The sequence below is a fragment of the Escherichia sp. MOD1-EC5495 genome (assembly GCF_002965965.1).
Taxonomy (GTDB): Bacteria; Pseudomonadota; Gammaproteobacteria; order Enterobacterales; family Enterobacteriaceae; genus Escherichia; species Escherichia ruysiae.
Window position 1 is genome coordinate 29,248 of the sequence record NZ_PTRI01000029.1, and the last position, 20,934, is coordinate 50,181.

General features: G+C 51.1%; 18 protein-coding genes, 2 tRNA genes, 1 rRNA gene and 3 pseudogenes. 12 read left to right on the forward strand and 12 right to left on the reverse strand.

Going from position 1 to position 20,934, the window contains the following annotated elements; all coding sequences use genetic code 11:
- Nucleotides 1–15: 15 nt before the first annotated feature.
- Nucleotides 16–786: an amidohydrolase gene (locus BEG40_RS19340; RefSeq protein ID WP_105285966.1), complete on the forward strand. Its 771-nt coding sequence runs from the start codon at nt 16–18 to the stop codon at nt 784–786.
- Between the two features lie 49 nt (nt 787–835).
- Here BEG40_RS19340 and BEG40_RS19345 read toward each other — a convergent pair.
- Nucleotides 836–1,081, reverse strand: a pseudogene (locus BEG40_RS19345) (transposase family protein); the annotation flags it as partial.
- A 199-nt stretch (nt 1,082–1,280) separates the two neighbouring features.
- On the opposite strand from BEG40_RS19345, the pseudogene BEG40_RS19350 reads away from it, so the two are divergent.
- Nucleotides 1,281–1,610, forward strand: a pseudogene (locus tag BEG40_RS19350) (SymE family type I addiction module toxin).
- A 56-nt stretch (nt 1,611–1,666) separates the two neighbouring features.
- On the opposite strand, the gene BEG40_RS19355 reads toward BEG40_RS19350, so the two are convergent.
- The 3 genes and pseudogenes from BEG40_RS19355 to tssH all read right to left on the reverse strand — a co-directional run.
- Nucleotides 1,667–2,101, reverse strand: a complete 435-nt coding sequence (locus BEG40_RS19355; protein ID WP_105285967.1) for a hypothetical protein — start codon at nt 2,099–2,101, stop codon at nt 1,667–1,669.
- Complete coding sequence (locus BEG40_RS19360; protein WP_286135162.1) at nt 2,091–2,534, reverse strand: HNH/endonuclease VII fold putative polymorphic toxin; 444 nt, start codon at nt 2,532–2,534, stop codon at nt 2,091–2,093. Before BEG40_RS19360 ends, BEG40_RS19355 begins: the two co-directional genes overlap by 11 nt.
- Before the next feature lie 1,179 nt (nt 2,535–3,713).
- Nucleotides 3,714–5,822, reverse strand: a pseudogene (gene tssH / locus BEG40_RS19370) (type VI secretion system ATPase TssH); the annotation flags it as partial.
- A gap of 331 nt (nt 5,823–6,153) precedes the next feature.
- On the opposite strand from tssH, the gene tagK reads away from it, so the two are divergent.
- From tagK to BEG40_RS19400, 6 genes are read left to right on the forward strand one after another with little or no spacing between them, the layout of a single operon-like run.
- Nucleotides 6,154–7,068, forward strand: a complete 915-nt coding sequence (tagK, locus tag BEG40_RS19375; protein ID WP_105285968.1) for a type VI secretion system-associated protein TagK — start codon at nt 6,154–6,156, stop codon at nt 7,066–7,068.
- Nucleotides 7,055–7,885: a type VI secretion system accessory protein TagJ gene (locus BEG40_RS19380; protein WP_000183895.1), complete on the forward strand. Its 831-nt coding sequence runs from the start codon at nt 7,055–7,057 to the stop codon at nt 7,883–7,885. The genes tagK and BEG40_RS19380 overlap by 14 nt, the downstream gene beginning before the upstream one ends.
- Nucleotides 7,882–8,376, forward strand: a complete 495-nt coding sequence (gene tssE, locus BEG40_RS19385) for a type VI secretion system baseplate subunit TssE (protein WP_105285969.1) — start codon at nt 7,882–7,884, stop codon at nt 8,374–8,376. Before BEG40_RS19380 ends, tssE begins: the two co-directional genes overlap by 4 nt.
- A gap of 15 nt (nt 8,377–8,391) precedes the next feature.
- Nucleotides 8,392–10,275 (forward strand): type VI secretion system baseplate subunit TssF, encoded by a 1,884-nt coding sequence (gene tssF / locus BEG40_RS19390; protein WP_105285970.1) that lies wholly within the window; start codon nt 8,392–8,394, stop codon nt 10,273–10,275.
- The gene (gene tssG / locus BEG40_RS19395; protein ID WP_105285971.1) at nt 10,272–11,267 is read left to right on the forward strand and encodes a type VI secretion system baseplate subunit TssG; all 996 of its coding nucleotides are present in this window, start codon (nt 10,272–10,274) and stop codon (nt 11,265–11,267) included. Before tssF ends, tssG begins: the two co-directional genes overlap by 4 nt.
- Nucleotides 11,268–11,277: 10 nt before the next feature.
- Nucleotides 11,278–12,327 carry a type VI secretion system protein TssA gene (locus BEG40_RS19400; protein WP_105285972.1) on the forward strand — a complete coding sequence of 350 codons (1,050 nt, stop codon included), beginning with the start codon at nt 11,278–11,280 and terminating at the stop codon, nt 12,325–12,327.
- Nucleotides 12,328–12,473: 146 nt separating this feature from the next.
- On the opposite strand, the gene BEG40_RS19405 is transcribed toward BEG40_RS19400, so the two are convergent.
- Nucleotides 12,474–12,550, reverse strand: a tRNA-Asp gene (locus BEG40_RS19405).
- A 132-nt stretch (nt 12,551–12,682) separates the two neighbouring features.
- On the reverse strand, nt 12,683–13,414 hold the full coding sequence (gene dnaQ, locus BEG40_RS19410) for a DNA polymerase III subunit epsilon (RefSeq protein ID WP_105285978.1): 732 nt from the start codon (nt 13,412–13,414) through the stop codon (nt 12,683–12,685).
- Between the two features lie 64 nt (nt 13,415–13,478).
- Here dnaQ and rnhA point away from each other — a divergent pair, with 64 nt between their 5' ends.
- Entirely contained in the window at nt 13,479–13,946 is a 468-nt protein-coding gene (rnhA, locus tag BEG40_RS19415) for a ribonuclease HI (RefSeq protein WP_000917883.1), read from the forward strand.
- On the opposite strand, the gene BEG40_RS19420 is transcribed toward rnhA, so the two are convergent.
- Complete coding sequence (locus BEG40_RS19420; RefSeq protein WP_016159330.1) at nt 13,943–14,665, reverse strand: class I SAM-dependent methyltransferase; 723 nt, start codon at nt 14,663–14,665, stop codon at nt 13,943–13,945. The two genes, rnhA and BEG40_RS19420, sit on opposite strands and share 4 nt — an antisense overlap.
- Nucleotides 14,666–14,698: 33 nt before the next feature.
- On the opposite strand from BEG40_RS19420, the gene gloB reads away from it, so the two are divergent.
- Both gloB and mltD read left to right on the forward strand, forming a co-directional pair.
- The gene (gene gloB / locus BEG40_RS19425; protein WP_001052784.1) at nt 14,699–15,454 is read left to right on the forward strand and encodes a hydroxyacylglutathione hydrolase; all 756 of its coding nucleotides are present in this window, start codon (nt 14,699–14,701) and stop codon (nt 15,452–15,454) included.
- A gap of 71 nt (nt 15,455–15,525) precedes the next feature.
- Nucleotides 15,526–16,884, forward strand: coding sequence for a murein transglycosylase D (gene mltD / locus BEG40_RS19430; protein WP_105285973.1), 1,359 nt, complete (start codon nt 15,526–15,528; stop codon nt 16,882–16,884).
- 47 nt (nt 16,885–16,931) lie between these two features.
- On the opposite strand, the gene BEG40_RS19435 is transcribed toward mltD, so the two are convergent.
- Entirely contained in the window at nt 16,932–17,702 is a 771-nt protein-coding gene (locus BEG40_RS19435; RefSeq protein ID WP_105285974.1) for a class I SAM-dependent methyltransferase, read from the reverse strand.
- Nucleotides 17,703–17,779: 77 nt separating this feature from the next.
- On the reverse strand, nt 17,780–18,580 hold the full coding sequence (locus BEG40_RS19440) for an endonuclease/exonuclease/phosphatase family protein (RefSeq protein ID WP_001230983.1): 801 nt from the start codon (nt 18,578–18,580) through the stop codon (nt 17,780–17,782).
- 240 nt (nt 18,581–18,820) lie between these two features.
- On the opposite strand from BEG40_RS19440, the gene yafC reads away from it, so the two are divergent.
- The gene (gene yafC / locus BEG40_RS19445) at nt 18,821–19,735 is read left to right on the forward strand and encodes a DNA-binding transcriptional regulator YafC (protein ID WP_000648559.1); all 915 of its coding nucleotides are present in this window, start codon (nt 18,821–18,823) and stop codon (nt 19,733–19,735) included.
- On the opposite strand, the gene dkgB is transcribed toward yafC, so the two are convergent.
- The 3 genes from dkgB to rrf all read right to left on the reverse strand — a co-directional run.
- Entirely contained in the window at nt 19,732–20,535 is an 804-nt protein-coding gene (gene dkgB, locus BEG40_RS19450; RefSeq protein WP_105285975.1) for a 2,5-didehydrogluconate reductase DkgB, read from the reverse strand. The two genes, yafC and dkgB, sit on opposite strands and share 4 nt — an antisense overlap.
- Nucleotides 20,536–20,697: 162 nt before the next feature.
- Nucleotides 20,698–20,774: transfer RNA gene (locus BEG40_RS19455), tRNA-Asp, on the reverse strand.
- A 54-nt stretch (nt 20,775–20,828) separates the two neighbouring features.
- Nucleotides 20,829–20,934, reverse strand: a 5S ribosomal RNA gene (rrf, locus tag BEG40_RS19460); the annotation flags it as partial.

A 20,934-nucleotide genomic window follows, 5' to 3' on the forward strand; every position in this document is an offset into this window, starting at 1 on the left:
AAGGAGTTGTACACCGTGCCTGGTTTGAAGATTACGCTTTTGCAGCAACCGTTGGTGTGGATGGATGGTCCCGCCAACCTGCGCCACTTTGATCGACAACTGGAAAGTATTACCGGGCGTGATGTGATTGTTCTACCAGAGATGTTCACCAGCGGCTTTGCCATGGAAGCGGCGGTTTCATCGCTATCGCAAGAGAACGTGGTGGACTGGATGAGCGCCAAAGCGCAACAGTGCAATGCGTTGATTGCGGGCAGTGTTGCATTGCAAACGGACTCAGGTTCGGTTAATCGCTTTTTGCTGGTTGAGCCGGGCGGCACGGTACATTTTTATGACAAGCGTCATCTGTTCCGCATGGCGGATGAGCATCTGCATTATAAAGCGGGCAATGAGCGAGTGATTGTGGAATGGCGCGGCTGGCGTATTTTGCCGCAGGTGTGCTACGACCTGCGTTTTCCGGTGTGGTCGCGCAATCTCAATGATTATGACCTCGCCATCTACGTCGCCAACTGGCCTGCCCCGCGCTCTCTGCACTGGCAGGCTTTGCTGACGGCTCGCGCTATTGAAAACCAGGCATATGTGGTGGGATGTAATCGCGTGGGTAGCGATGGCAGCGGCTGCCACTATCGCGGCGACAGTCGGGTGATTAATCCGCAAGGCGAAACTCTCGCTACCGCCGAACCGCACCAGGCCACACGCATAGATGCAGAACTTTCGATGGTGGCATTACGCGAATATCGTGAAAAATTCCCGGCATGGCAGGACGCAGATGGGTTCAGGTTGCTGTGAGTTGGCGTTGTTTTTAGGGAAGGGGCGGGGTTAGACGCCCTCCGCAAAGACTGATACAGGATACAACGCTGGCAATGGAATCGTGAACAGGGATGCCATTTTTAAAATGACCATATTGCTTCAAAAAATCGAGATGTGTTTCCCCAAAATCCTCTATATCTTCCTATCCTTCAGCCCCGAAAATGACGGCACAGATTGTCAGCGCCAGGATATCTGACAATTTATGTTCCACTTTCCAGGCTTGTCTGTAATCGGGGATAATAGAAATATGTTCCATCAATTTTTTAAGTTCCATTTTGTTCTCCTTATTTATGTAAGGAGCATTTGATTATATATAAGCTGTGAAAAACAGTTTTGAGTAATAAGGAATTACTCAATTATTGAATATATAGTGCGAATTATTTAGTGCAAAAAACAACGTTATGTGATCTTTCCCTGGGGCAGCCCCCCCTTAATCACCGCTCACCACAAGCAACTAATAAAGGTAGTTAATCATGGCTGAACACGAATATTACGCCGGAAGTCACCATTTCCAAAACACAGCACCATTAACAGGTGGGCTATGTCAGCGACCGGCATGAGAACCGTAAAATCGGCATGACCACGTATTACTCACGGCACCCCAGGTGCACCTTAAAGGCGACTGGCTGACTGAGGCGGGATTTGATACCGGGCGGGGTGTCACGGTGAAGATTTCGGAGGGGTGCCTGACCATCATCGCTGACAGTGACAAGCTGCAGGAGCTGCGGGAGGAGCTTTATCAGGTTAAACAGGCAGTTAAGGGGATGCGTGACGGGATGTTTAGTGTGCTGAACGAGAGCTAAATAATAAAAAAAGCCGGGAAGATCTTATCTTTCCCGGCCATCTTGCCATACATTAATTATTTATGAATATAATATAACTGAACATCATATTCATTATCACTTAAAACTATTAGTCGATCAGGAGATGTAAATGCTAATGAAAGATCATATGTTTCATTTATCGAAAACAAACTCAATATGAAATTTGAAAAATTTTCGACATGAAGAGATATGCAAACCTCTCCATTATAAAATATATTGCAAAGAATATCTTTTTTCACATTCAGTGTACTTTCAACATCTCTCACTAGATCATTAATATTGAAAGGTAAATTGAAAATTTTCCTTTCAATAATATTATCGGTTTTATTTATTGCCATTAGCATTTCTCGATGCCACATGAAGTCATTGTTACGTAAGAATGATACTCCAAAGGAAGTGACACCATTTAATTTAGAAGCATAATCTTTTGCTCTAATTAAATTTAATTTATCTTCAAGACTAATTTTCATAATATATATGATGATCCTTAGTTACAGGCTCATTGATTTTCTGATATCTATCACTTTTGAAATCGAATGTTCTAGGATCAGCGCCCGGTTTAGGTTGTCCTGCATGTGCGTGAGGGCCAGGTGCCCTAGGATCTGCCGTGTGCTCGACTACAACTTTTTTATGTCCGTAGGCATCTGTATATTCATAATATCGCCCATGAGACCCTAAATCTTCTGAATATTTATAATTTGTTTGTCCCCTTCTTCTAGGATCATTTCCAACTGTCCATTGCCTATTAGGTTGCTGTGAACGAGGTATGCCCGCAAGATCTTTTGCTTTATTTAGTGCCTGACGACGGTTTCTTAATTCACCACATTTAAGACCAAGCGGATCTATCCAGCTTACTGGATTCGGCGCATAAGCATATAAATTTAACCCGCCTCTCAGCCCTATCGGGTCATCGGAACGATCCGGTGGGGGTCACACTTTTTAACATGCTACCGCCCGCGCCGTTTCTGGCTTCCCGGCTATCACCTTTTACTTATTTAACAGCATGTTAACCCAACTTCCCCGACGCGCGTTTTCACGCCCGCTCACCATATCACCACCGCCACGGATCTGTCATTCCGCTTTCCACTAAGTCCGTTTCCGGCACCCCGTGACGGGGAGCCGCCAGGACACCTCCGGCGGCATGGCGGGGCCTCGGCGCGGGTCTGCGGGTGCGGGCGGCAGAGAGCCCGCAAGCGACGGAACGGCGCTCTGTGGCACCGCTGCCTGACCGGGGTTTGCCTTTGCATGACCACACCGGACCGGGGCGGGCAGCGGAAGCTGGCGAGGCGGGAACGAGTGACGCGCGGCCTTTTTGCGCGGCACGAGCCGCCGCAGCCAGACGACGCCGGGCGGGCATAAAGCCCTTTTAAGCGGAGGCCGCCAGGCCGACAACCTCTTACAACAGGCTGGCCCACGATGACGCCGCCGCAGAACAGCACCGGAGCCGCCAGGGATGGCGGCGACTGCGGGGCCACAGAACGGCACCGCCACCGACAGCAGAGCGGAGCGCCAGCGGAGCTTTGCGCTGCACGGACTGCGGGGCTGAACGCGGGGGCGCCAGACATAATGCGGATTGTGCGAACACGAGCCGCGCACAGCGGATCGGGTTCGCCATCGTTGCCACCCGGCGAGAGTGCGCATAATCCCCCCGCATTATGTTGAATGACGTTTGCCCCGTGCGCCGTGGCCGCATGGGACACGCCTGCTTCCACGGGGCGAACGGCATTTACCCCCGCGCACTCCGCTGGCAGGGGGGCAGTCAACCGCCAGGGAAGGCGGTTGTCTGCCCTGCACCTCACCCCACGGCCTGACAGGGATCGCCCGCTAACTTTTCAGGCTGTCCGGCGATGATCACGCTTCCGGCCTGCGTCAGCGTCTCCGGCTGCGTTTCCTGCTGACCAGCGCCCGCTCCATCTCTGCATGGTTGCGTTCACGCCGCGTCTGCGGCTCTGCCACCGCATCCGCAACGTGCCGATCTGTCCACGTATCATCCTGCTCCTCCGGGTGCGTCAGCGCGTGAACTTCCTGCAAGTGACCGATGGCTACCCGCGTGTAGATCTGCGTCGTCTCCAGCTTCTCATGGTAGAACAACTCGTGGACGTCGTGATGGGCTTTTTCAATTTCATCCAGCAATACCACGCTCCAGGGATGGCGGCGTACGGCTTCCGTCAACACGCCGCCTTCGCCATAGCCAACATAGCCGGGCGGCGCGCCTTTCAGCGTGGAAACGGTGTGAGACTCCTGAAACTCGCTCATATTGATAGTAATCAGATTCTGCTCACCGCCGTAGATTGCTTCTGCCAGCGCCAGCGCGGTCTCGGTCTTGCCAACACCGGACGGCCCGGCCAGCAAAAAGACGCCCACAGGTTTGCGCGGATCGCCTAACCCCGCACGCGCGGTCTGGATACGCTCACCTATCTGCGCCAGAGCATCCATCTGCCCGGTAACACGTTGCGACAGGCGGGCAGGCAGTTCCAGGATCTGGCTGGCTTCATCTTTTACCATGCGCCCAGCGGGAATGCCGGTCCAGTCGGAGACAATCGCCGCTACCACAGCCGCATTAACCTCCGGAAAAACGATGGGTTTTTCACCCTGCCAGACTCTTAATGCTGCTTCCGACTGTTGCAGTGTGGTTTCATCACGCTCGCCGGTTTTTGCAGCACGCAGCTCCTGTAATCTGTGAACCAGCTCTAGTTCTTGCTGCCAACGTTCATCCGCATCAAACAGTTCTCTTTTCAGCGATATAATCTGCGACGCCAGTGTGTCGCCTCGTTCTGCGCGGAGCCCCATTTTTTCCTGTTTTAATAGCAGCTCCTGCTCCATTTCGGCGGCTTTAAGCCGTTGACGCAGAAACTGGATATTTGCTGGTGGAGTGTGCAGCGACAGCGCCACGCGGGCTGCGGCTGTATCCAACAAACTGATGGCTTTGTCCGGTAGCTGTCGAGCCGGGATATAACGGTGAGAAAGCTGTACAGCAGCACGCACGGCCTCATCAAGGATCAGTACGTTATGGTGCTTTTCCAACGTGGTGACTAACCCGCGTACCATCTCAACAGCGGCGACCTCTTCCGGCTCTGCCACCTGCAACACCTGAAATCGCCGGGTCAATGCCGGATCTTTCTCTATATGGCGTTTATACTCACTCCAGGTGGTCGCCCCAATCGTTCGAAGACTGCCACGCGCCAGCGCCGGTTTCAGCAGGTTGGCAGCGTCACCTGTACCGGATGTACCTCCGGCGCCTACCAGGGTGTGAACCTCATCGACAAACAGAATCACCGGATGCGGCGAGCACGCAGCCTCTTCCAGCAGCGCCTTCAGGCGGGATTCAAATTCGCCCTTCATGGACGCTCCGGCCAGCAGCGCCCCGACATCCAGCGACAGCAACCGCACGTTACGCAGTGAAGGCGGCACTTCCCCCTCGGCAATCGCCAGCGCGAACCCTTCCACCACAGCCGTTTTCCCGACGCCTGCCTCGCCAGTTAGCAACGGATTGTTCTGCCGACGGCGCAGCAGAATATCCGTCATAGTACGAATTTCGTGCTCGCGACCGGTGACTGGATCGATGCTACCTTCGCGGGCCTCTGCAGTCATGTCCTGACAGTATTTCGCCAGCGCGGATTTATTTCCTGCTGATTCACTGGAAAATGCCTGGCTGCTTTCTCCCGGAACCGCAGAATTCAAATCCGAACCATCATATGGAATCTCTGATATTTCAGGGGATGATGAGATTAAAGACGGAAGAATATCCAATAGCTCATTTACCGGTAACCCAGCCAATGGCGCACAGATATTTTTTAACACTCGATACAATTCTGGTGTGGTTAACCAGGCTAGTAGTAACCATCCGCTACGAATTTTGTGATCACCAAAACGGATGCTTGCCAACATCCAGGCTTTTTCAACAGAAAGATCTATATGGTGGGAAAAGTCGCTAATTACGCTAGCTCCGGCAGGCAATATATCCAATTGCTGAATTAACGCATTCTCTACATCAAAAGATGTTATTTGGTAATGCCGAAGGACATGGTGAATATCATTCTCTGGTTGTTGTATTAGCTGATGCAACCAATGCGTTAGTTCGACATAAGGATTAGCGCGTAATTTACAGAACGTTGTCGCAGACTCCAAAGACCTGAATAAAGGTTTTGTTAGCTTTCCATATAGTGCACTGCGTGAAACAGGAGTGTCCATCTGTTACACCTGATGATGTAAGAACATATAAATGATACATAAACATAAATGTACCGATTAGAACTTCTAATTAATAGAATCATCAAAATTCCAGAATGAAACAATGATGCATATCACAGAACGCAATGTAATATAGCGGTTAGTATCTTTTTTATGATTTTTTTCAATACAGAAAATCAATTACATATACATTGTGTATATATTATATCAAAAATACCGCAATACATTTCCGCAGGAATTAATATTGATAAAACAAATTGTTCAGCATTACTTATCTAAAAAATTAAAATTATTATTCTATTGAAAAGAACACTCTATACAGTGATACGTAATGAAACGAAATATTATCTGGGGACTACAAAAAATACAGGCGCACGGGGTTACCGATAGCACAATTTACGCGACTGCAGGAACACAGATTATCTTCACCGTCAACGCGCCCTGGCTTCCTGTTTTTGAGGTGGATGAGAATGCGAAAATTGCTCTCAGCCTGACTCGCCATGAAGAGGCGTGGTGGATAATCAATCAGTCCGATGAATATTGTTGCACGGTAAATGATCAGATTGTCGAGCCGCATCACCGTATGCGCCTGAATGAAGGGGATCTGATTGAATGGGGATTATCTTCCTGGTGTCTTGTTCGTGACAATCCGGCGTCTCTTGCTCCACGTGAGGAAAAGACGACACCACAGACTGCTGTTTCGCTGGAAACAATAAGCGAATATCTCGATCTTGACTGGTTTCGACAACAACAACGGCAGTCGCAAAATCCGTTCGATATCATTCCGGTTCATGGCACAGTCGCCACCGAAGGCAACCCAGGAACAGATAACCCACTAACCCTACTTTACCAAGAATACCGCCAGGCATTGTTGTCCCCTGAACAAGATATCCATCGTTATGCCGATCCATTTCCCCTTAATGAAGAGGCAGTTACGCTGGATCTGGCCTCATTGCGCAATCTGACCACTGAAGCTGATTCATTGCAGGATATGATCACAGGAGGGTTAAGCATTGACGCTATTCTCGATGTCCTGGATACCACCGGCGAAGGAGAAACGGTCTGGCCTACCGAAACGATTCTCCCAGATATTCTGCGCTTGCTTTCCCCGGAATACGCATCGGAAATGGTACATAGCACCGTCCTACCCGATCTGACACAGCGTGAGCACCGCATCATTGGCATTGACAGCCATTACCGGGTAAATCCGGTACAACACGGAGATATCCATCATGACAAACAATAACGTACTACCGGCTACCTTGTCGGCGCTGCTGCGGAATTATTCTGTAGCGGAAGGTATTCAGATGGCTGAGCAACAAGTAAAGATGCACCCAACTAAGGCTTTACATCGGCACAGCCTGTTTCAGTTATTGTGCGTGATCGGCAACTGGTCACGAGCGCTGCAACAAATCCAACTGTGCGCCCGAATGGACGCAAATTATACCCGAGAAGCACAGGTATTTGGGGAGTTGATTCGCTGTGAGATATACCGCCAGTCCTGCTTTCATGGTGAACAACGCCCTGGTTTTATTCTCCCTCCGCCCGTCTGGATGGAGGATCTGCTTGTCGCCCTCGCCTGTAACGCCCGTGGTAAAACGTCAGATGCCGATGCCCACCGCAGCCGCGCGTTTGAGACCATAACAGACACAGCCGGACAGTGGAATGGTGGCACATTTGACTGGATAAGCGACAGCGACTCCCGTACCGGCCCAGTGCTGGAACTGGTCACTGGTGGCGTGTATATCTGGCTGCCGCTTTCGCAAATTCGCTCACTGAAATCGCCCCCGCCAGCGAGTCTGACCGATCTGATCTGGAAACCCGTCAATATCACACTTCACAATGGCGATGCGCATGGAGCCTGGCTATTTTCCCGCTACAGCGGTTCAGAAAAGGCCTCCGATACCCTGTGTCTGTGCCGCAAAACCGTCTGGCAGGATGGTTCCGGTGAAACCCTGGTACAAGCACTGGGGCAAAAAATGTGGCTCACCAGCCACGGAGATATCAGCCTGCTGGATTTGAGCACCTGCACCTTTAATTCACCTGAAGGCCAAGATGCATGAATGCCTCCCACCAGCGCCCGGGCAAACACTTACTACCCACTCTGTTTGACCGCCTGTGCGACGACACCCCAAACCAGAAGCGCGACCACGATATCAGTGTTAGCCCAGCTCAGCTTAAAGAGATCATCCGCCGGGATTTGTCGTTTCTGCTCAACACCATCAGCCATGAAGATGATATTGATGCCGCGCGTTACCCGCAGGCGGCTGCTTCCGTAGTGAACTACGGCCTGCCGCCGCTGGCGGGGAGCTTTTTGTATGAACATAAGTGGGATGATATCCGCAGAGCCATTTTGCGTACAATTACCCGGTTTGAACCCCGGCTGAAGACCTCCACACTGCAAATCATCCCGCTACAGGATGAACAACGCCAGAATAGCCATAACACATTACAGTTTGAAATTTGCGGTGAGATCCTCACGCAGCCGTATCCGACAGCATTCCGGGTACGTAGTGCGCTGGATATGGAGCACAGCCGCATTACGTTTTATTAATATAGAGGGTGAGTGATGGATCCACGGCTACTGGAATACTACAACCGCGAATTGAGCTACCTGCGGGAAACGGGAGCCGAATTTGCCGCCCGTCATCCCAAAATCGCCGCTCGGCTGGGAATGCAGGGAGCGGATATTGCCGATCCGTATGTGGAGCGTATGATCGAAGCTTTCAGCTTCCTGACCGCCCGCACGCAGCTTAAAATTGATGCTGAATTTCCCCGCTTCACCCAGCGTTTGTTGGAGGTCGTCAGTCCCAATTACATTACCCCTACCCCCTCAATGAGCGTGGCACAACTACATCCCGATCCGGAAGAAGGCGATTTGGCGAAGGGATTCACCGTCCCACGCAACACTGCCTTTTTTTCCTCCATTCCGGAAGGTGAAAGCGCCGCCTGCCAGTTTCGCAGCAGCCAGGATGTGACACTGTGGCCGCTTGCCATCGAAGAGGCGCGCCTGACCGCCGCGCCGCCGGATATGCCCGCCCTGCACCGCTACCTGCCAGCTAACATTCACGTCGCCGGGGCGCTGCGCATCACCCTGCGCACCTTCGGTGAACTGACCTTCAGCCAGCTTGCCGGGCTGGACAGATTGCCGCTCTATCTCTGTGGCGAGGAGCGCACGGCCTCACACCTGTTCGAACTGCTGCACACCAGCGCCATTGCCACACTGGCAGGTGTTCCGGGTCATTTTGACAGCGTACTGGATGTGAACCTGAAACAGCCCGTTATGTACGAGGGTCTGGAGCCGGATCAAGGGCTATTGCCGCTGGCGTGGAATGTGTTCCACGGCCATAACCTGTTGCATGAATATTTTGCCTGCCCGGAACGCTTTTATTTTTTCACCCCGACGGGTCTGTCTGCCGGGTTACAAAAAATTCACAGCGGCGTGGCGGAAATTGTTATCTTACTGAACCGCCTGCCGCCAGACTGGTTGATCCACCAGACAAATGCTGCACAGTTCAGCCTGTTCTGTACCCCGGTGATCAACCTGTTTCCCCGCGTCACCGCCCGGATCGATATCACACACAGCACGACGGAGCAGCACCTGGTGGTGGACAGGACCCATCCGCTCGACTATGAGGTGTTTTCGGTCCAGGAAGTGGAAGGGTTGGAAGTCGACACCACGCGGAAGATGACATTTCGCCCGCTCTACCACACCCGCAATAATGATGAAGGCAATCATGGGCGTTATTTTTCCCTGCGCCGGGAGCCGCGTCGGTTGTCTGAGAACGCCCGCCGCTACGGCACCCGCACACCCTATACGGGCTCGGAAGTATTCCTGTCGCTGGTTGACCAGTATGAAGCCCCATACCCGGAAAATCTGCGCCATATCACCATCACTGCCATGGTCACCAACCGCGATCTGCCCTGTCTTATTGCACGCAATGGCCGGGACGATCTGACCGTAGATGCGGCCATCCCTGTGGCAGGCGTGGGGCTTATCCGTCCACCTCGTCCACCACAGCCACCACTGGCGGAACGTGAAATGGCCTGGCGGTTGATCCGCCAGTTATCCTTTAATTATCTGCCGCTGGCCGATCTGGATCACCGCACCGGCGGTCAGGCACTGCGCGATCTGCTGAACCTGTTTATTCCGGCGCATGACAGTCCGCAGTCGCGTCAGGTACGTAGCCTGATTGGCTGTAAAACAACGCCTGTTACCCGCCGTCTGCCCGGTTCCGGGCTGCTGGTCTATGGTCGCGGCGTCAGTTGTGAGCTGACGGTGGATGAGGACGGATTCTCTGGTATCAGCCCGTATCTGTTCGGTCTGGTGTTGGAGCAATATATCGCTCGTCATGTTTCCATTAATACCTTCTCGCAGATGACACTGCACAGTATGCAACGTGGGAAAATTATGACCTGGCCGGTCAGAGCCGGACTACGGGGAAGTGTATGAGCGGCGATTTCACCCAAGCGCAGAAAACGCCCTGGCGCTATGGTTTTCTGAACCTGATGCGCCGCGTGAATGTGCAGTTATGTACCGTCCCTGCAGGTAGTGCCTGGCAACCAAGTATGGAAAAATTTCGCCTCGGACAAACACCTACACTGACCTTTGCGCCGCGAGAAATCGCCAGTGTGAGCTGGCAGCAAGGACGCCTGCACCTTAGCCTTTACAGCCTTGGACTGTGGGGACCGAACGGTCCGCTGCCACTGCACTACACCGAACTGGCGCGCAATCGGACCGAAAGCCGCTGCGATCCGACCCTGACCCGTTTTACCGATCTTTTTCATCACCGCTGGTTGACGCAGTTTTATCAGGCATGGCGCAGCGCCCAGTCCGCTGGAGGCGGTCTGGATAAACAGGAATATGACCGTTTTGCCTTTTATATCTCCAGCCTCAGCGGACAGGATTTACGGGAAAGTGCAGACAGCTCGCTGCCGGATCACGTTCGCCTGGCGGCATCAGCCCATCTGGTGCGCGAATCCCGCAACCCGGACGGCTTGGCCGCCACGCTGGCGCACTATTTCAGTGTGCCTTTCCGGATACAAGAGTATGTCCTGCACTGGATAACTGTGGCTGATGATGAAATTACCCGACTGGGGATGCCAGCCCCCTCTTCCGTCATTGGCAACGGCGCACTCATCGGCCAGGCCGTGCCGGACATGCAGTATAAGTTCCGGCTGGTGATTGGCCCGCTGACACTGGCTGACTACCGGCGTTTCCTGCCTGGTGGTAATAACCTGCCAGTACTAACGGAACTGGTTCGCGCATTTACCGGGTTTGAATACTGCTGGGAAATTGAGCTACAGCTTAAACCACACGCAGCCCCTCCGGCTGTTACTGGTGGTCCATATCAGCTTGGTTGGACCGCCTGGGCAGGGAAAGCCCTGCACGGCAACCCGGTGACGGGCATGATTTTCGAACCTGAACACTATCTGGCACACTGAGGATAATTTAATGGATACCCCCCTGTCTGACCCTATTTCGGCTGAATGTCCCTGCGGCCCGGATCTAGAGTATGATCCAGAGTACTTGCTGCTGTTCACCCGCGCCTTAGCGCGTGAAGAGGCACAATATGGCGATTTTGTTAGTACGCCGGAAACCATTAACTGGGCGGAGCTTGAGCGGGACGCCCACCGCCTGCTGGCGCGCAGCAAAGATATCCGCATCCTGGTGATCCTGCTGCGCTGCCGCATCCATCAGGGCGGAGTCAGAGGGCTGGTGGAGACACTCACGCTCCTGGAAACGTTGTGTGCCACGAACCCGGACACCATCCATCCACAACTGCTTGCGGCTGAAGATACCACCGCCGAAGATGCGGCTGTAGCACGCAGTAACGCGCTGTCGGCGCTACTGGACCACGAAGGCGTAATGGCAGATATTCGTGGCATTACGCTATCAAACAACGCCGCCATGCGCCTTCAGGTTCGGGATGTGGAACGTTCGCTGTCTGCATCACGGCCGGCGGATGCGCTGGCACCGGAATCAGTACGTCAGCAACTGGCCGACCTGGAAGCACGCGGCGCACTGCCGCTGGACGCATTTCGCCAGGCCGCCGAGATCACTGAGCGACTGCAACACCATGCTCGTGAAACGCTCAATGACCTGGCTCCGGACTTTTCGCGTCTGACGCAACTGCTGACCCTGTTGCCTGGGGCGGTACAGACCACTACGCCAGAAATCCCACAACCAAAACCGCAGGCTGATCAGCCGAAGTATGCGGCTATCGATAATACCGGACTGACACTAGCAGAGCATGTCGCTCCCACAGTGGATATACCAGCCGAAACGACTGCAAAGATCATCGCAGAGCCACAGCAAATCAGCGATCGGAACGACGCACTGAAACGCCTGCGAGTCATCCGCCGCTGGTTTGAGCACAGTGAACCAAGCAGCCCGACCATTCCCTTGTTGCGCCAGGCTGAACGACTGGTCGGAAAACGCTTTTCGGAGATAATCAATGAAGTTCCAGCAGAACTGCTGGAGAAGTGGGATGCGCAGGAATAACCAAAATGACCAGAATTTATAACTACTGGTCATTATATGGTGTAACTATTTTCTGGATTATATCCATTTAACTTCCGGGGTGAAAAATCCCGAAAGCCAGAAACGACAAAAGCCTGAACCATTACTGATTCAGGCTTTCTAAATATTGGCGGAACGGACGGGACTCGAACCCGCGACCCCCTGCGTGACAGGCAGGTATTCTAACCGACTGAACTACCGCTCCGCGTTGTGTTCCGTTGGGAACGGGGCGAATATTACGGATTGCCTCGACCTTCGTCAACGTTTTTTCTCATCTTTTGAATCGTTTGCTGCAAAAATCGCCCAACGCGCTATTTTTAGCGCCTTTAACGGTTAATTATGCCCGCCAAAGGCAACTTCCGCCCTTCTTCTGCACCAGATCGAGACGGGCTTCATGCGCTGCAAGCTCTTCATCAGTCGCAAAAACAACGCGTAATTTACTTGCCTGGCGCACAATGCGCTGAATTGTTGCTTCACCTTGTTGCTGTTGTGTTTCACCTTCCATCGCAAAAGCCATCGACGTTTGGCCACCGGTCATCGCCAGATAAATTTCCGCAAGGATCTGGGCATCGAGTAATGCCCCGTGCAACGTACGCTTGCTGTTATCTATTTCGTAGCGGGCGCATAACGCATCGAGGCTGTTGCGCTTACCAGGAAACATTTTCCTCGCTACCGCAAGGCTATCGGTGACCTTACAGAAGGTATTGGTCTTCGGAATATCGCGCTTGAGCATCGAAAACTCGTAGTCCATAAAGCCGATATCGAACGCTGCGTTATGGATCACCAGCTCCGCGCCACGAATATAATCCATGAACTCATCAGCTACTTCGGCAAACGTAGGCTTATCGAGCAAAAACTCATCGGCAATACCATGTACGCCAAAGGCTTCCGGATCCACCAGCCGATCGGGCTTGAGATAAACGTGAAAGTTATTGCCCGTCAGTCGACGGTTCACCACTTCAACGGCACCAATCTCAATAATCTTGTGGCCTTCATAGTGCGCACCAATCTGGTTCATACCGGTGGTTTCGGTATCGAGAACGATCTGGCGTGTAATTGCAGTGCTCATAGCGGTCATTTATGTCAGACTTGTCGTTTTACAGTTCGATTCAATTACAGGAAGTCTACCAGAGATGCTTAAACAGGTAGAAATTTTCACCGATGGTTCGTGTCTGGGTAATCCAGGACCTGGGGGTTACGGCGCTATTTTACGTTATCGCGGACGCGAGAAAACCTTTAGCGCAGGCTACACCCGCACCACCAATAACCGTATGGAGTTGATGGCTGCTATTGTCGCGCTGGAAGCGTTAAAAGAACATTGCGAAGTCATTTTGAGTACCGACAGCCAGTATGTCCGCCAGGGGATTACCCAGTGGATCCATAACTGGAAAAAACGTGGCTGGAAAACCGCAGACAAAAAACCGGTAAAAAATGTCGATCTCTGGCAACGTCTTGATGCCGCGCTGGGTCAGCATCAAATCAAATGGGAATGGGTAAAGGGCCATGCCGGACACCCGGAAAACGAACGCTGTGATGAACTGGCTCGTGCTGCGGCGATGAATCCCACGCTGGAAGATACAGGCTATCAAGTCGAAGTTTAAGCCTGTGGTTTACGACATTGCCGGGTGGCGCCGACTGCCTGGCGAATTCGCGGTTTGTTTTTACTCTGTTTCATCGGATTTAGCGTTAAAGGAATAGTCCGTTTCCGGGCAACAATAAGTTGTAAGCAACCAAGCGCAGGAATGTGCGTGCTCAATAGTTTTCCACCGTGCTTGTTCCACGGGAGAACATGGAAACGGCTGGCGTGTAGCACTTCAAAATTCAACAAAGAGAGCCAGTCCAGTTGCCGCATCAGAGTAAACATCCGGCTGTTATAGGGCGATGTTTTTCGCAATACCGGCACAAGTTTGCGTAATCCCATTAAACTGATGGGATTGAAGCCGCTAATAACCAGCCAGCCATCATCAATCAATACCCTATCGGCTTCGCGCAATAAACGATGCGGATCAGTGCACCACGGCAATGTATGCGCCAGTAGACAAACATCGACGGATTTATCGGCAAAAGGAAGGTGAAGCGGATCAGCCTGCACCTGGACGGGCGTTCCTTGCGCAGAAACATTCACTTGATGAGAAACCGCGCACGCTTCGCAATTGATTTCTGCGCTTAAATTGCCAATCTTAAGCAGATGAAAACCATACATTTTAGCGAACCACGGGTTGAGCTGGTGTTCCAGCGCCTTGCGATAAAGCTCTCCCCAGGGCAAATCGCCCCAGCAATCAGGAGCCACGACAGTTTGAGGGGTCCTTGCCGGTTTCATCACAACCTTCCGTTTCGCACTGAGAGGTAATATATGAATCTTAACAGTATTTCCGCCTTTGATGACAATTACATCTGGGTTTTGTCTGATGAAGCAGGTCGTTGCCTGATTGTCGACCCAGGAGAGGCAGAACCCGTATTAAAGGCGATTTCAGCTAACAACTGGCAACCAGTAGCGATTTTCCTCACCCACCATCACCACGATCACGTTGGCGGTGTAAAAGAACTGGTAGAAAAGTATCCGCAAATTGTGGTGTATGGGCCAGAAGAGACACAAGATAAGGGAACAACGCAGGTAGTCAAAGATGGTGATACTGCCTTCGTTTTGGGGCATGAATTTAGTGTAATTGCTACGCCAGGTCACACTTTAGGACATATCTGTTACTTTAGTAAACCTTATCTATTTTGTGGCGACACTCTGTTTTCTGGCGGTTGCGGTAGACTATTCGAAGGCACTGCATCACAGATGTATCAATCACTTAAAAAATTAAGTGAGCTTCCTGACGATACACTGGTATGTTGCGCTCACGAATATACTTTATCAAATATGAAGTTTGCATTGAGCATTCTTCCGCACGATTTGTCTATAAATGATTATTATCGTAAAGTTAAGGAGTTACGGGCAAAAAATCAAATAACACTACCCGTAATTCTGAAAAATGAGCGGCAAAATAATGTTTTTTTGAGAACAGAAGATATTGATTTAATTAATGTAATTAATAAAGAAACATTATTGCAACAACCTGAAGAACGTTTTGCCTGGTTAAGGTCAAAGAAAGATAGATTCTGATAAAACTTTCTTGTCATCGGCTTCGTTCGCCGTTATGATCGGTCGTCTTTTAAGCAACTATTGACACACACATGAAGGCAAAAGCGATATTACTCGCCTCTGTCCTGCTCGTGGGTTGCCAGAGTACTGGTAACGTTCAACAGCACGCACAGAGCCTTTCTGCAGCTGGTCAAGGGGAAGCAGCAAAGTTTACAAGTCAGGCACGATGGATGGACGATGGGACGTCTATCGCGCCGGATGGTGACTTGTGGGCTTTCATAGGCGACGAGCTAAAGATGGGAATTCCGGAAAACGACCGGATTCGCGAACAGAAACAGAAATATTTACGCAATAAGAGCTATCTCCACGATGTAACTTTACGGGCAGAGCCGTATATGTACTGGATAGCCGGGCAAGTTAAAAAACGTAACATGCCTATGGAACTGGTACTACTACCCATAGTGGAGAGCGCTTTTGATCCTCACGCGACGTCTGGCGCCAATGCCGCAGGCATCTGGCAGATCATTCCGAGCACGGGGCGCAATTATGGTTTGAAACAGACCCGCAATTATGACGCGCGTCGCGATGTTGTTGCTTCAACAACTGCCGCGCTGAACATGATGCAGCGTCTGAACAAGATGTTTGATGGCGACTGGCTTTTGACCGTAGCGGCTTATAACAGCGGCGAAGGTCGAGTGATGAAGGCAATTAAAACGAACAAAGCGCGTGGGAAATCCACGGACTTCTGGTCGTTACCGTTGCCGCAGGAAACGAAGCAGTACGTGCCTAAGATGCTGGCATTGAGTGATATTCTCAAAAACAGCAAGCGTTATGGTGTACGTCTGCCGACGACCGATGAAAGCCGTGCTCTGGCGCGTGTACACCTGAGTAGCCCGGTTGAAATGACGAAGGTTGCAGATATGGCGGGAATTTCCGTCAGTAAACTGAAGACCTTCAACGCTGGCGTGAAAGGCTCCACGCTGGGCGCAAGTGGTCCACAGTACGTGATGGTGCCAAAGAAACATGCAGATCAACTGCGTGAATCTCTGGCTTCAGGCGAAATTGCCGCCGTACAGTCGACACTGGTTGCCGACAATACGCCGCTTAATAGCCGCGTTTACACCGTACGCTCTGGCGACACGCTTTCAAGCATCGCTTCACGTCTCGGCGTAAGCACAAAGAATTTGCAGCAGTGGAACAATCTGCGCGGTTCTAAGCTGAAACCAGGCCAAAGCCTGACAATTGGCGCTGGTAGTAGCGCACAGCGGTTGGCAAACAACAGCGACAGTATTACGTATCGTGTGCGCAAAGGTGATTCGCTTTCAAGCATTGCTAAGCGTCACGGCGTAAACATCAAAGATGTGATGCGCTGGAACAGTGATACTGCGAATCTGCAACCAGGCGATAAGCTGACGTTGTTTGTGAAAAACAACAATATGCCAGATTCCTGACAAACCAGATAACAGAAAGGCACCGATTCCCCCGGTGCCTTTTTTATTTATGCCGCTTTATGTGCTTCAACCATGATGATATCACTGGTGAAAGAGCCATCATTCTGCAAGGCAAAATACGTTTTCACCTCTGTCGATGCGCTCTGTTGGTAAACGCGAATAGCGTCTACTAACACTTCTGGCGTACGCATTCTCGCAACCCACGAAGAGAATTCCAGAGGCAATTTATCGGTGATCAAATTATCGACAAGCAGATAGGCTTCATTGATTAACGTCAACCACTCACCGCTGGCGTAATTACGCACGTGAGAGGCATCGCGCAATGCTTCTACCGTCTGTAACCAGATATCGCGTACAGGGTGACCCGGAGACATTACGTCCATCACAATCAGCAGCCCGCCGGGTTTCAGCACCCGATTTACTTCACGCAATGCCGCACCGACATCATGCCAGTGGTGGGCAGAATAACGACTAATAACAATATTAAAGGTGTGATCGGCAAAAGGCAGGCTTTCGGCATACCCCTGGCGGGTGGTGATATTTTTCAGTTGTCGGGTATCTGCAGCCTGTGCAACAACATCCAGCATTTGGGAAGATAAGTCATACGCCACCACTTCCTGCACGTTTTGCGCAGCGACAAAGCTGGCATGTCCTGCTCCACAGCCCATATCAAGTACGCAAGCGTCAGGATACTTTGCCAGACACGCCGCCAGGCGCTGTAAGTCACGCCCGGATGCATGCACGGTACTGGTTAAATATTCACTGGCCTGCGAGCTAAACTGCTTTTCTACGTGCTCATGGTGGGATTGTGTTGTCATTGCACTGTCCTTTTGTTGTTTGAGTATAAAAAGGCAGCGCCAAACGTTGGTCTGCCCTGTGGCAGACCTGACATACCTTATTTATCAGGCTTGCCGGGACTGAATTCAACGAGTAGCGGATTGTGATCAGAAGCGCGCGTAACCAGTACGGAAGCTTCGCTGACATTCAGACCACGGTAGAAAACAAAATCGAGCGGGCGACCAAACGCCCGGCGACGCTGATCATCAGTAAAACGCACCTGGCGCAGCGACATTTCTCGCGCAAAGCGATATAAAGCGTTCATCCTTCTACGGCTCCAGGCATTGAAATCTCCCGCCATAATGACCGGACCGCTGTGGTGGGCTATCTGATCGCCAATAGGAAGCAACTGCTTACTATAAACATCCACGCCCAGACTGAAGTTGACCGCATGTATATTGACTACCATCAACAGGCGGGTGTCAGGTAATGGATAGACCGTCACCAGTGCCGATTTCGCCAGACGTAAAATAGGCTCACGTTCGCGTAACGGGCAGCAATACACCGGATGCGCTGCCGAAAGGGTCATTACGCCGGAAGGATGTTGTGGCAGCACAAAAGCGGGCACCTGATCGGCAGCAAGATAGTTAGCGGTCGCAAACTGTACTAACTCTGGCGTTGTCTGCGCTTCCTGCAATAACACCAGATGTGCATCTTTGCCGTAGTTCTTTAATACCGACAACCATTCAGCGCGTTGCTGTTTGTATATGTTCCACACCAGGATCCGAATACGCTCTTCGGTACTTAACGGTTCTCCAGGTGGTAATGCCTGGCCGATGCTCGCAAAAGACCCCGGCGGTAAGATCCTTTCCGCAGGTTGTCCGGCAACATAGCGCATGGCATAGGTGTTTTTTCGCACTTTTGACTTTGAAACCTCTATTACGTCAACCCTTCCGCACTCGGGAGGATTCTACTGTTATAGGGATTTTAGCTCACTCTTTCAACGAGCAATTGTATATTGTTATGTAAGCAAGTGCTTACACCGGTCAGAATTTTGCTCATTATTGAGAACATTAAATCGGATGACATATCACGCATCCTGATGGTTTAATGACAAATAAATTCAAAATATCTCTTCTATTTTGCAACAGGAGCAAAAATGAAAGCCACGTCGGAAGAACTCGCCATTTTTGTTTCGGTCGTCGAAAGCGGCAGCTTTAGCCGGGCAGCGGAACAATTAGGGCAAGCAAACTCAGCGGTAAGCCGGGCGGTGAAAAAGCTGGAGATGAAACTTGGCGTTAGCCTTCTTAATCGGACCACGCGACAACTTAGCCTGACGGAAGAAGGCGAGCGTTATTTTCGTCGCGTACAGTCAATTTTGCAGGAGATGGCAGCAGCAGAATCAGAAATTATGGAGACGCGTAATACACCGCGTGGACTGTTACGGATCGATGCCGCAACTCCAGTGGTGCTGCACTTTCTGATGCCGTTGATTAAGCCTTTCCGTGAACGCTATCCGGAAGTCACTTTATCGCTAGTCTCCTCCGAAACGATCATTAATTTGATCGAAAGAAAAGTGGATGTCGCGATTCGCGCCGGTACGTTAACGGATTCCAGCTTACGAGCCAGGCCGTTATTTAACAGTTATCGAAAAATTATCGCCTCCCCCGACTATATTGCCCGCTACGGGAAGCCAGAAACTATCGACGATTTAAAGCAACATGTTTGCCTGGGATTCACTGAACCCGCGTCCCTCAATACCTGGCCGATAGCCTGTAGCGATGGACAATTACATGAAGTGAAGTACGGTTTGTCGTCCAATAGCGGGGAAACCTTGAAACAGCTTTGCCTGAGTGGCAACGGGATTGCGTGTTTGTCCGACTATATGATCGACAGAGAAATTGCTCGTGGTGAACTGGTGGAGTTAATGGCAGATAAAGTGTTGCCAGTGGAAATGCCATTCAGTGCCGTTTATTACAGCGACCGAGCGGTAAGTACTCGCATCCGGGCCTTTATCGATTTCCTTAGCGAGCATGTAAAAACAGCTCCCAAAGGAGCTGTCAGAGAGGCTTAATCCCATTCAGGAGCCAGACCTTCCGGACTAACCAGGCGGTCGTTACAATCCAGTGCGGCGATCGCTTTTTTATCTTCTGCATCAAGCTGTAAAATTTGTGCCTTAAGGTTACTTTCCAGGTTTTCACGTTTAGTAGAAGACGGTATTACTGAGTAGCCTTCCCCCATTGCCCACGCCAGAATTACTTGTGCCGGGGTCGCATTGTGTTTCTCTGCTATGCGAGCAATAACCTCATCTTTCAGTGCATTACCATAAGCCAGCGTCATATAGGAAGTAATATGAATGCCGTGCTGTTTAGCCCAATCGACCACTTTACGGTTTTGCAGATAAGGAGACAGTTCAATCTGGTTGGTGGCGATGTTTTCAGCGCCAACAGCAGCAATTGCCTTTTCCATCAACGGGATCGTGAAGTTGGAAATACCGATTTCACGCGTCAGCCCTTGTTTTTTCGCTTCCAGCAACGCCTGCATAAACTCTTCAACAGAGACTTCATCGTTTGGTGATGGCCAGTGGATTAGCGTCAGATCAACATAATCGGTACGCAATTTTTGCAGGCTCTCTTTCAGACTCGGGATCAGTTTATCTTTGCTGAGATTTTCAATCCAGATTTTAGTGGTGATATAGAGTTCATTACGTGGAACGCCGCTTTCTGTAATCGCCTGACCTACGGCAGCTTCGTTATCATAGATTTGTGCGGTATCAATTGCGCGATAGCCAAGTTCAAGCGCCGTTTTCACAGATGCAATAACAACGTCGTTTTTAAGACGGAAAGTACCTAAACCAAATGCAGGGATAGCCATAATATGCCTCTTCTAATGCTATGTTCGTTAACCGAGATGATTATGGGCTTCAGACTGTTGCGGAAAAAGAGCGTGAAATGCAGAGGATTTTTGCGATTTTGGCAAAAATAGAAATACAGACGAAAAAAAACCTCGAGCGTTAACTCGAGGCTTCTTAATAAGTGGCGGAACGGACGGGACTCGAACCCGCGACCCCCTGCGTGACAGGCAGGTATTCTAACCGACTGAACTACCGCTCCACCGAATTCTTTTACAACCACCGGTTTTATGACCGGCTTACTGCTTAATTTGATGCCTGGCAGTTCCCTACTCTCGCATGGGGAGACCCCACACTACCATCGGCGCTACGGCGTTTCACTTCTGAGTTCGGCATGGGGTCAGGTGGGACCACCGCGCTAC

Bases quoted from the DNA above. Each gene is read 5' to 3' on its own strand.
- BEG40_RS19355 (WP_105285967.1), bottom strand. From the start codon at position 2,101: ATGAAAATTAGTCTTGAAGATAAATTAAATTTAATTAGAGCAAAAGAT.
- tagK (WP_105285968.1), top strand. From the start codon at position 6,154: ATGAAACGAAATATTATCTGGGGACTACAAAAAATACAGGCGCACGGG.
- BEG40_RS19380 (WP_000183895.1), top strand. From the start codon at position 7,055: ATGACAAACAATAACGTACTACCGGCTACCTTGTCGGCGCTGCTGCGG.
- tssE (WP_105285969.1), top strand. From the start codon at position 7,882: ATGAATGCCTCCCACCAGCGCCCGGGCAAACACTTACTACCCACTCTG.
- tssF (WP_105285970.1), top strand. From the start codon at position 8,392: ATGGATCCACGGCTACTGGAATACTACAACCGCGAATTGAGCTACCTG.
- tssG (WP_105285971.1), top strand. From the start codon at position 10,272: ATGAGCGGCGATTTCACCCAAGCGCAGAAAACGCCCTGGCGCTATGGT.
- BEG40_RS19400 (WP_105285972.1), top strand. From the start codon at position 11,278: ATGGATACCCCCCTGTCTGACCCTATTTCGGCTGAATGTCCCTGCGGC.
- dnaQ (WP_105285978.1), bottom strand. From the start codon at position 13,414: ATGAGCACTGCAATTACACGCCAGATCGTTCTCGATACCGAAACCACC.
- rnhA (WP_000917883.1), top strand. From the start codon at position 13,479: ATGCTTAAACAGGTAGAAATTTTCACCGATGGTTCGTGTCTGGGTAAT.
- BEG40_RS19420 (WP_016159330.1), bottom strand. From the start codon at position 14,665: ATGAAACCGGCAAGGACCCCTCAAACTGTCGTGGCTCCTGATTGCTGG.
- gloB (WP_001052784.1), top strand. From the start codon at position 14,699: ATGAATCTTAACAGTATTTCCGCCTTTGATGACAATTACATCTGGGTT.
- mltD (WP_105285973.1), top strand. From the start codon at position 15,526: ATGAAGGCAAAAGCGATATTACTCGCCTCTGTCCTGCTCGTGGGTTGC.
- BEG40_RS19435 (WP_105285974.1), bottom strand. From the start codon at position 17,702: ATGACAACACAATCCCACCATGAGCACGTAGAAAAGCAGTTTAGCTCG.
- yafC (WP_000648559.1), top strand. From the start codon at position 18,821: ATGAAAGCCACGTCGGAAGAACTCGCCATTTTTGTTTCGGTCGTCGAA.
- dkgB (WP_105285975.1), bottom strand. From the start codon at position 20,535: ATGGCTATCCCTGCATTTGGTTTAGGTACTTTCCGTCTTAAAAACGAC.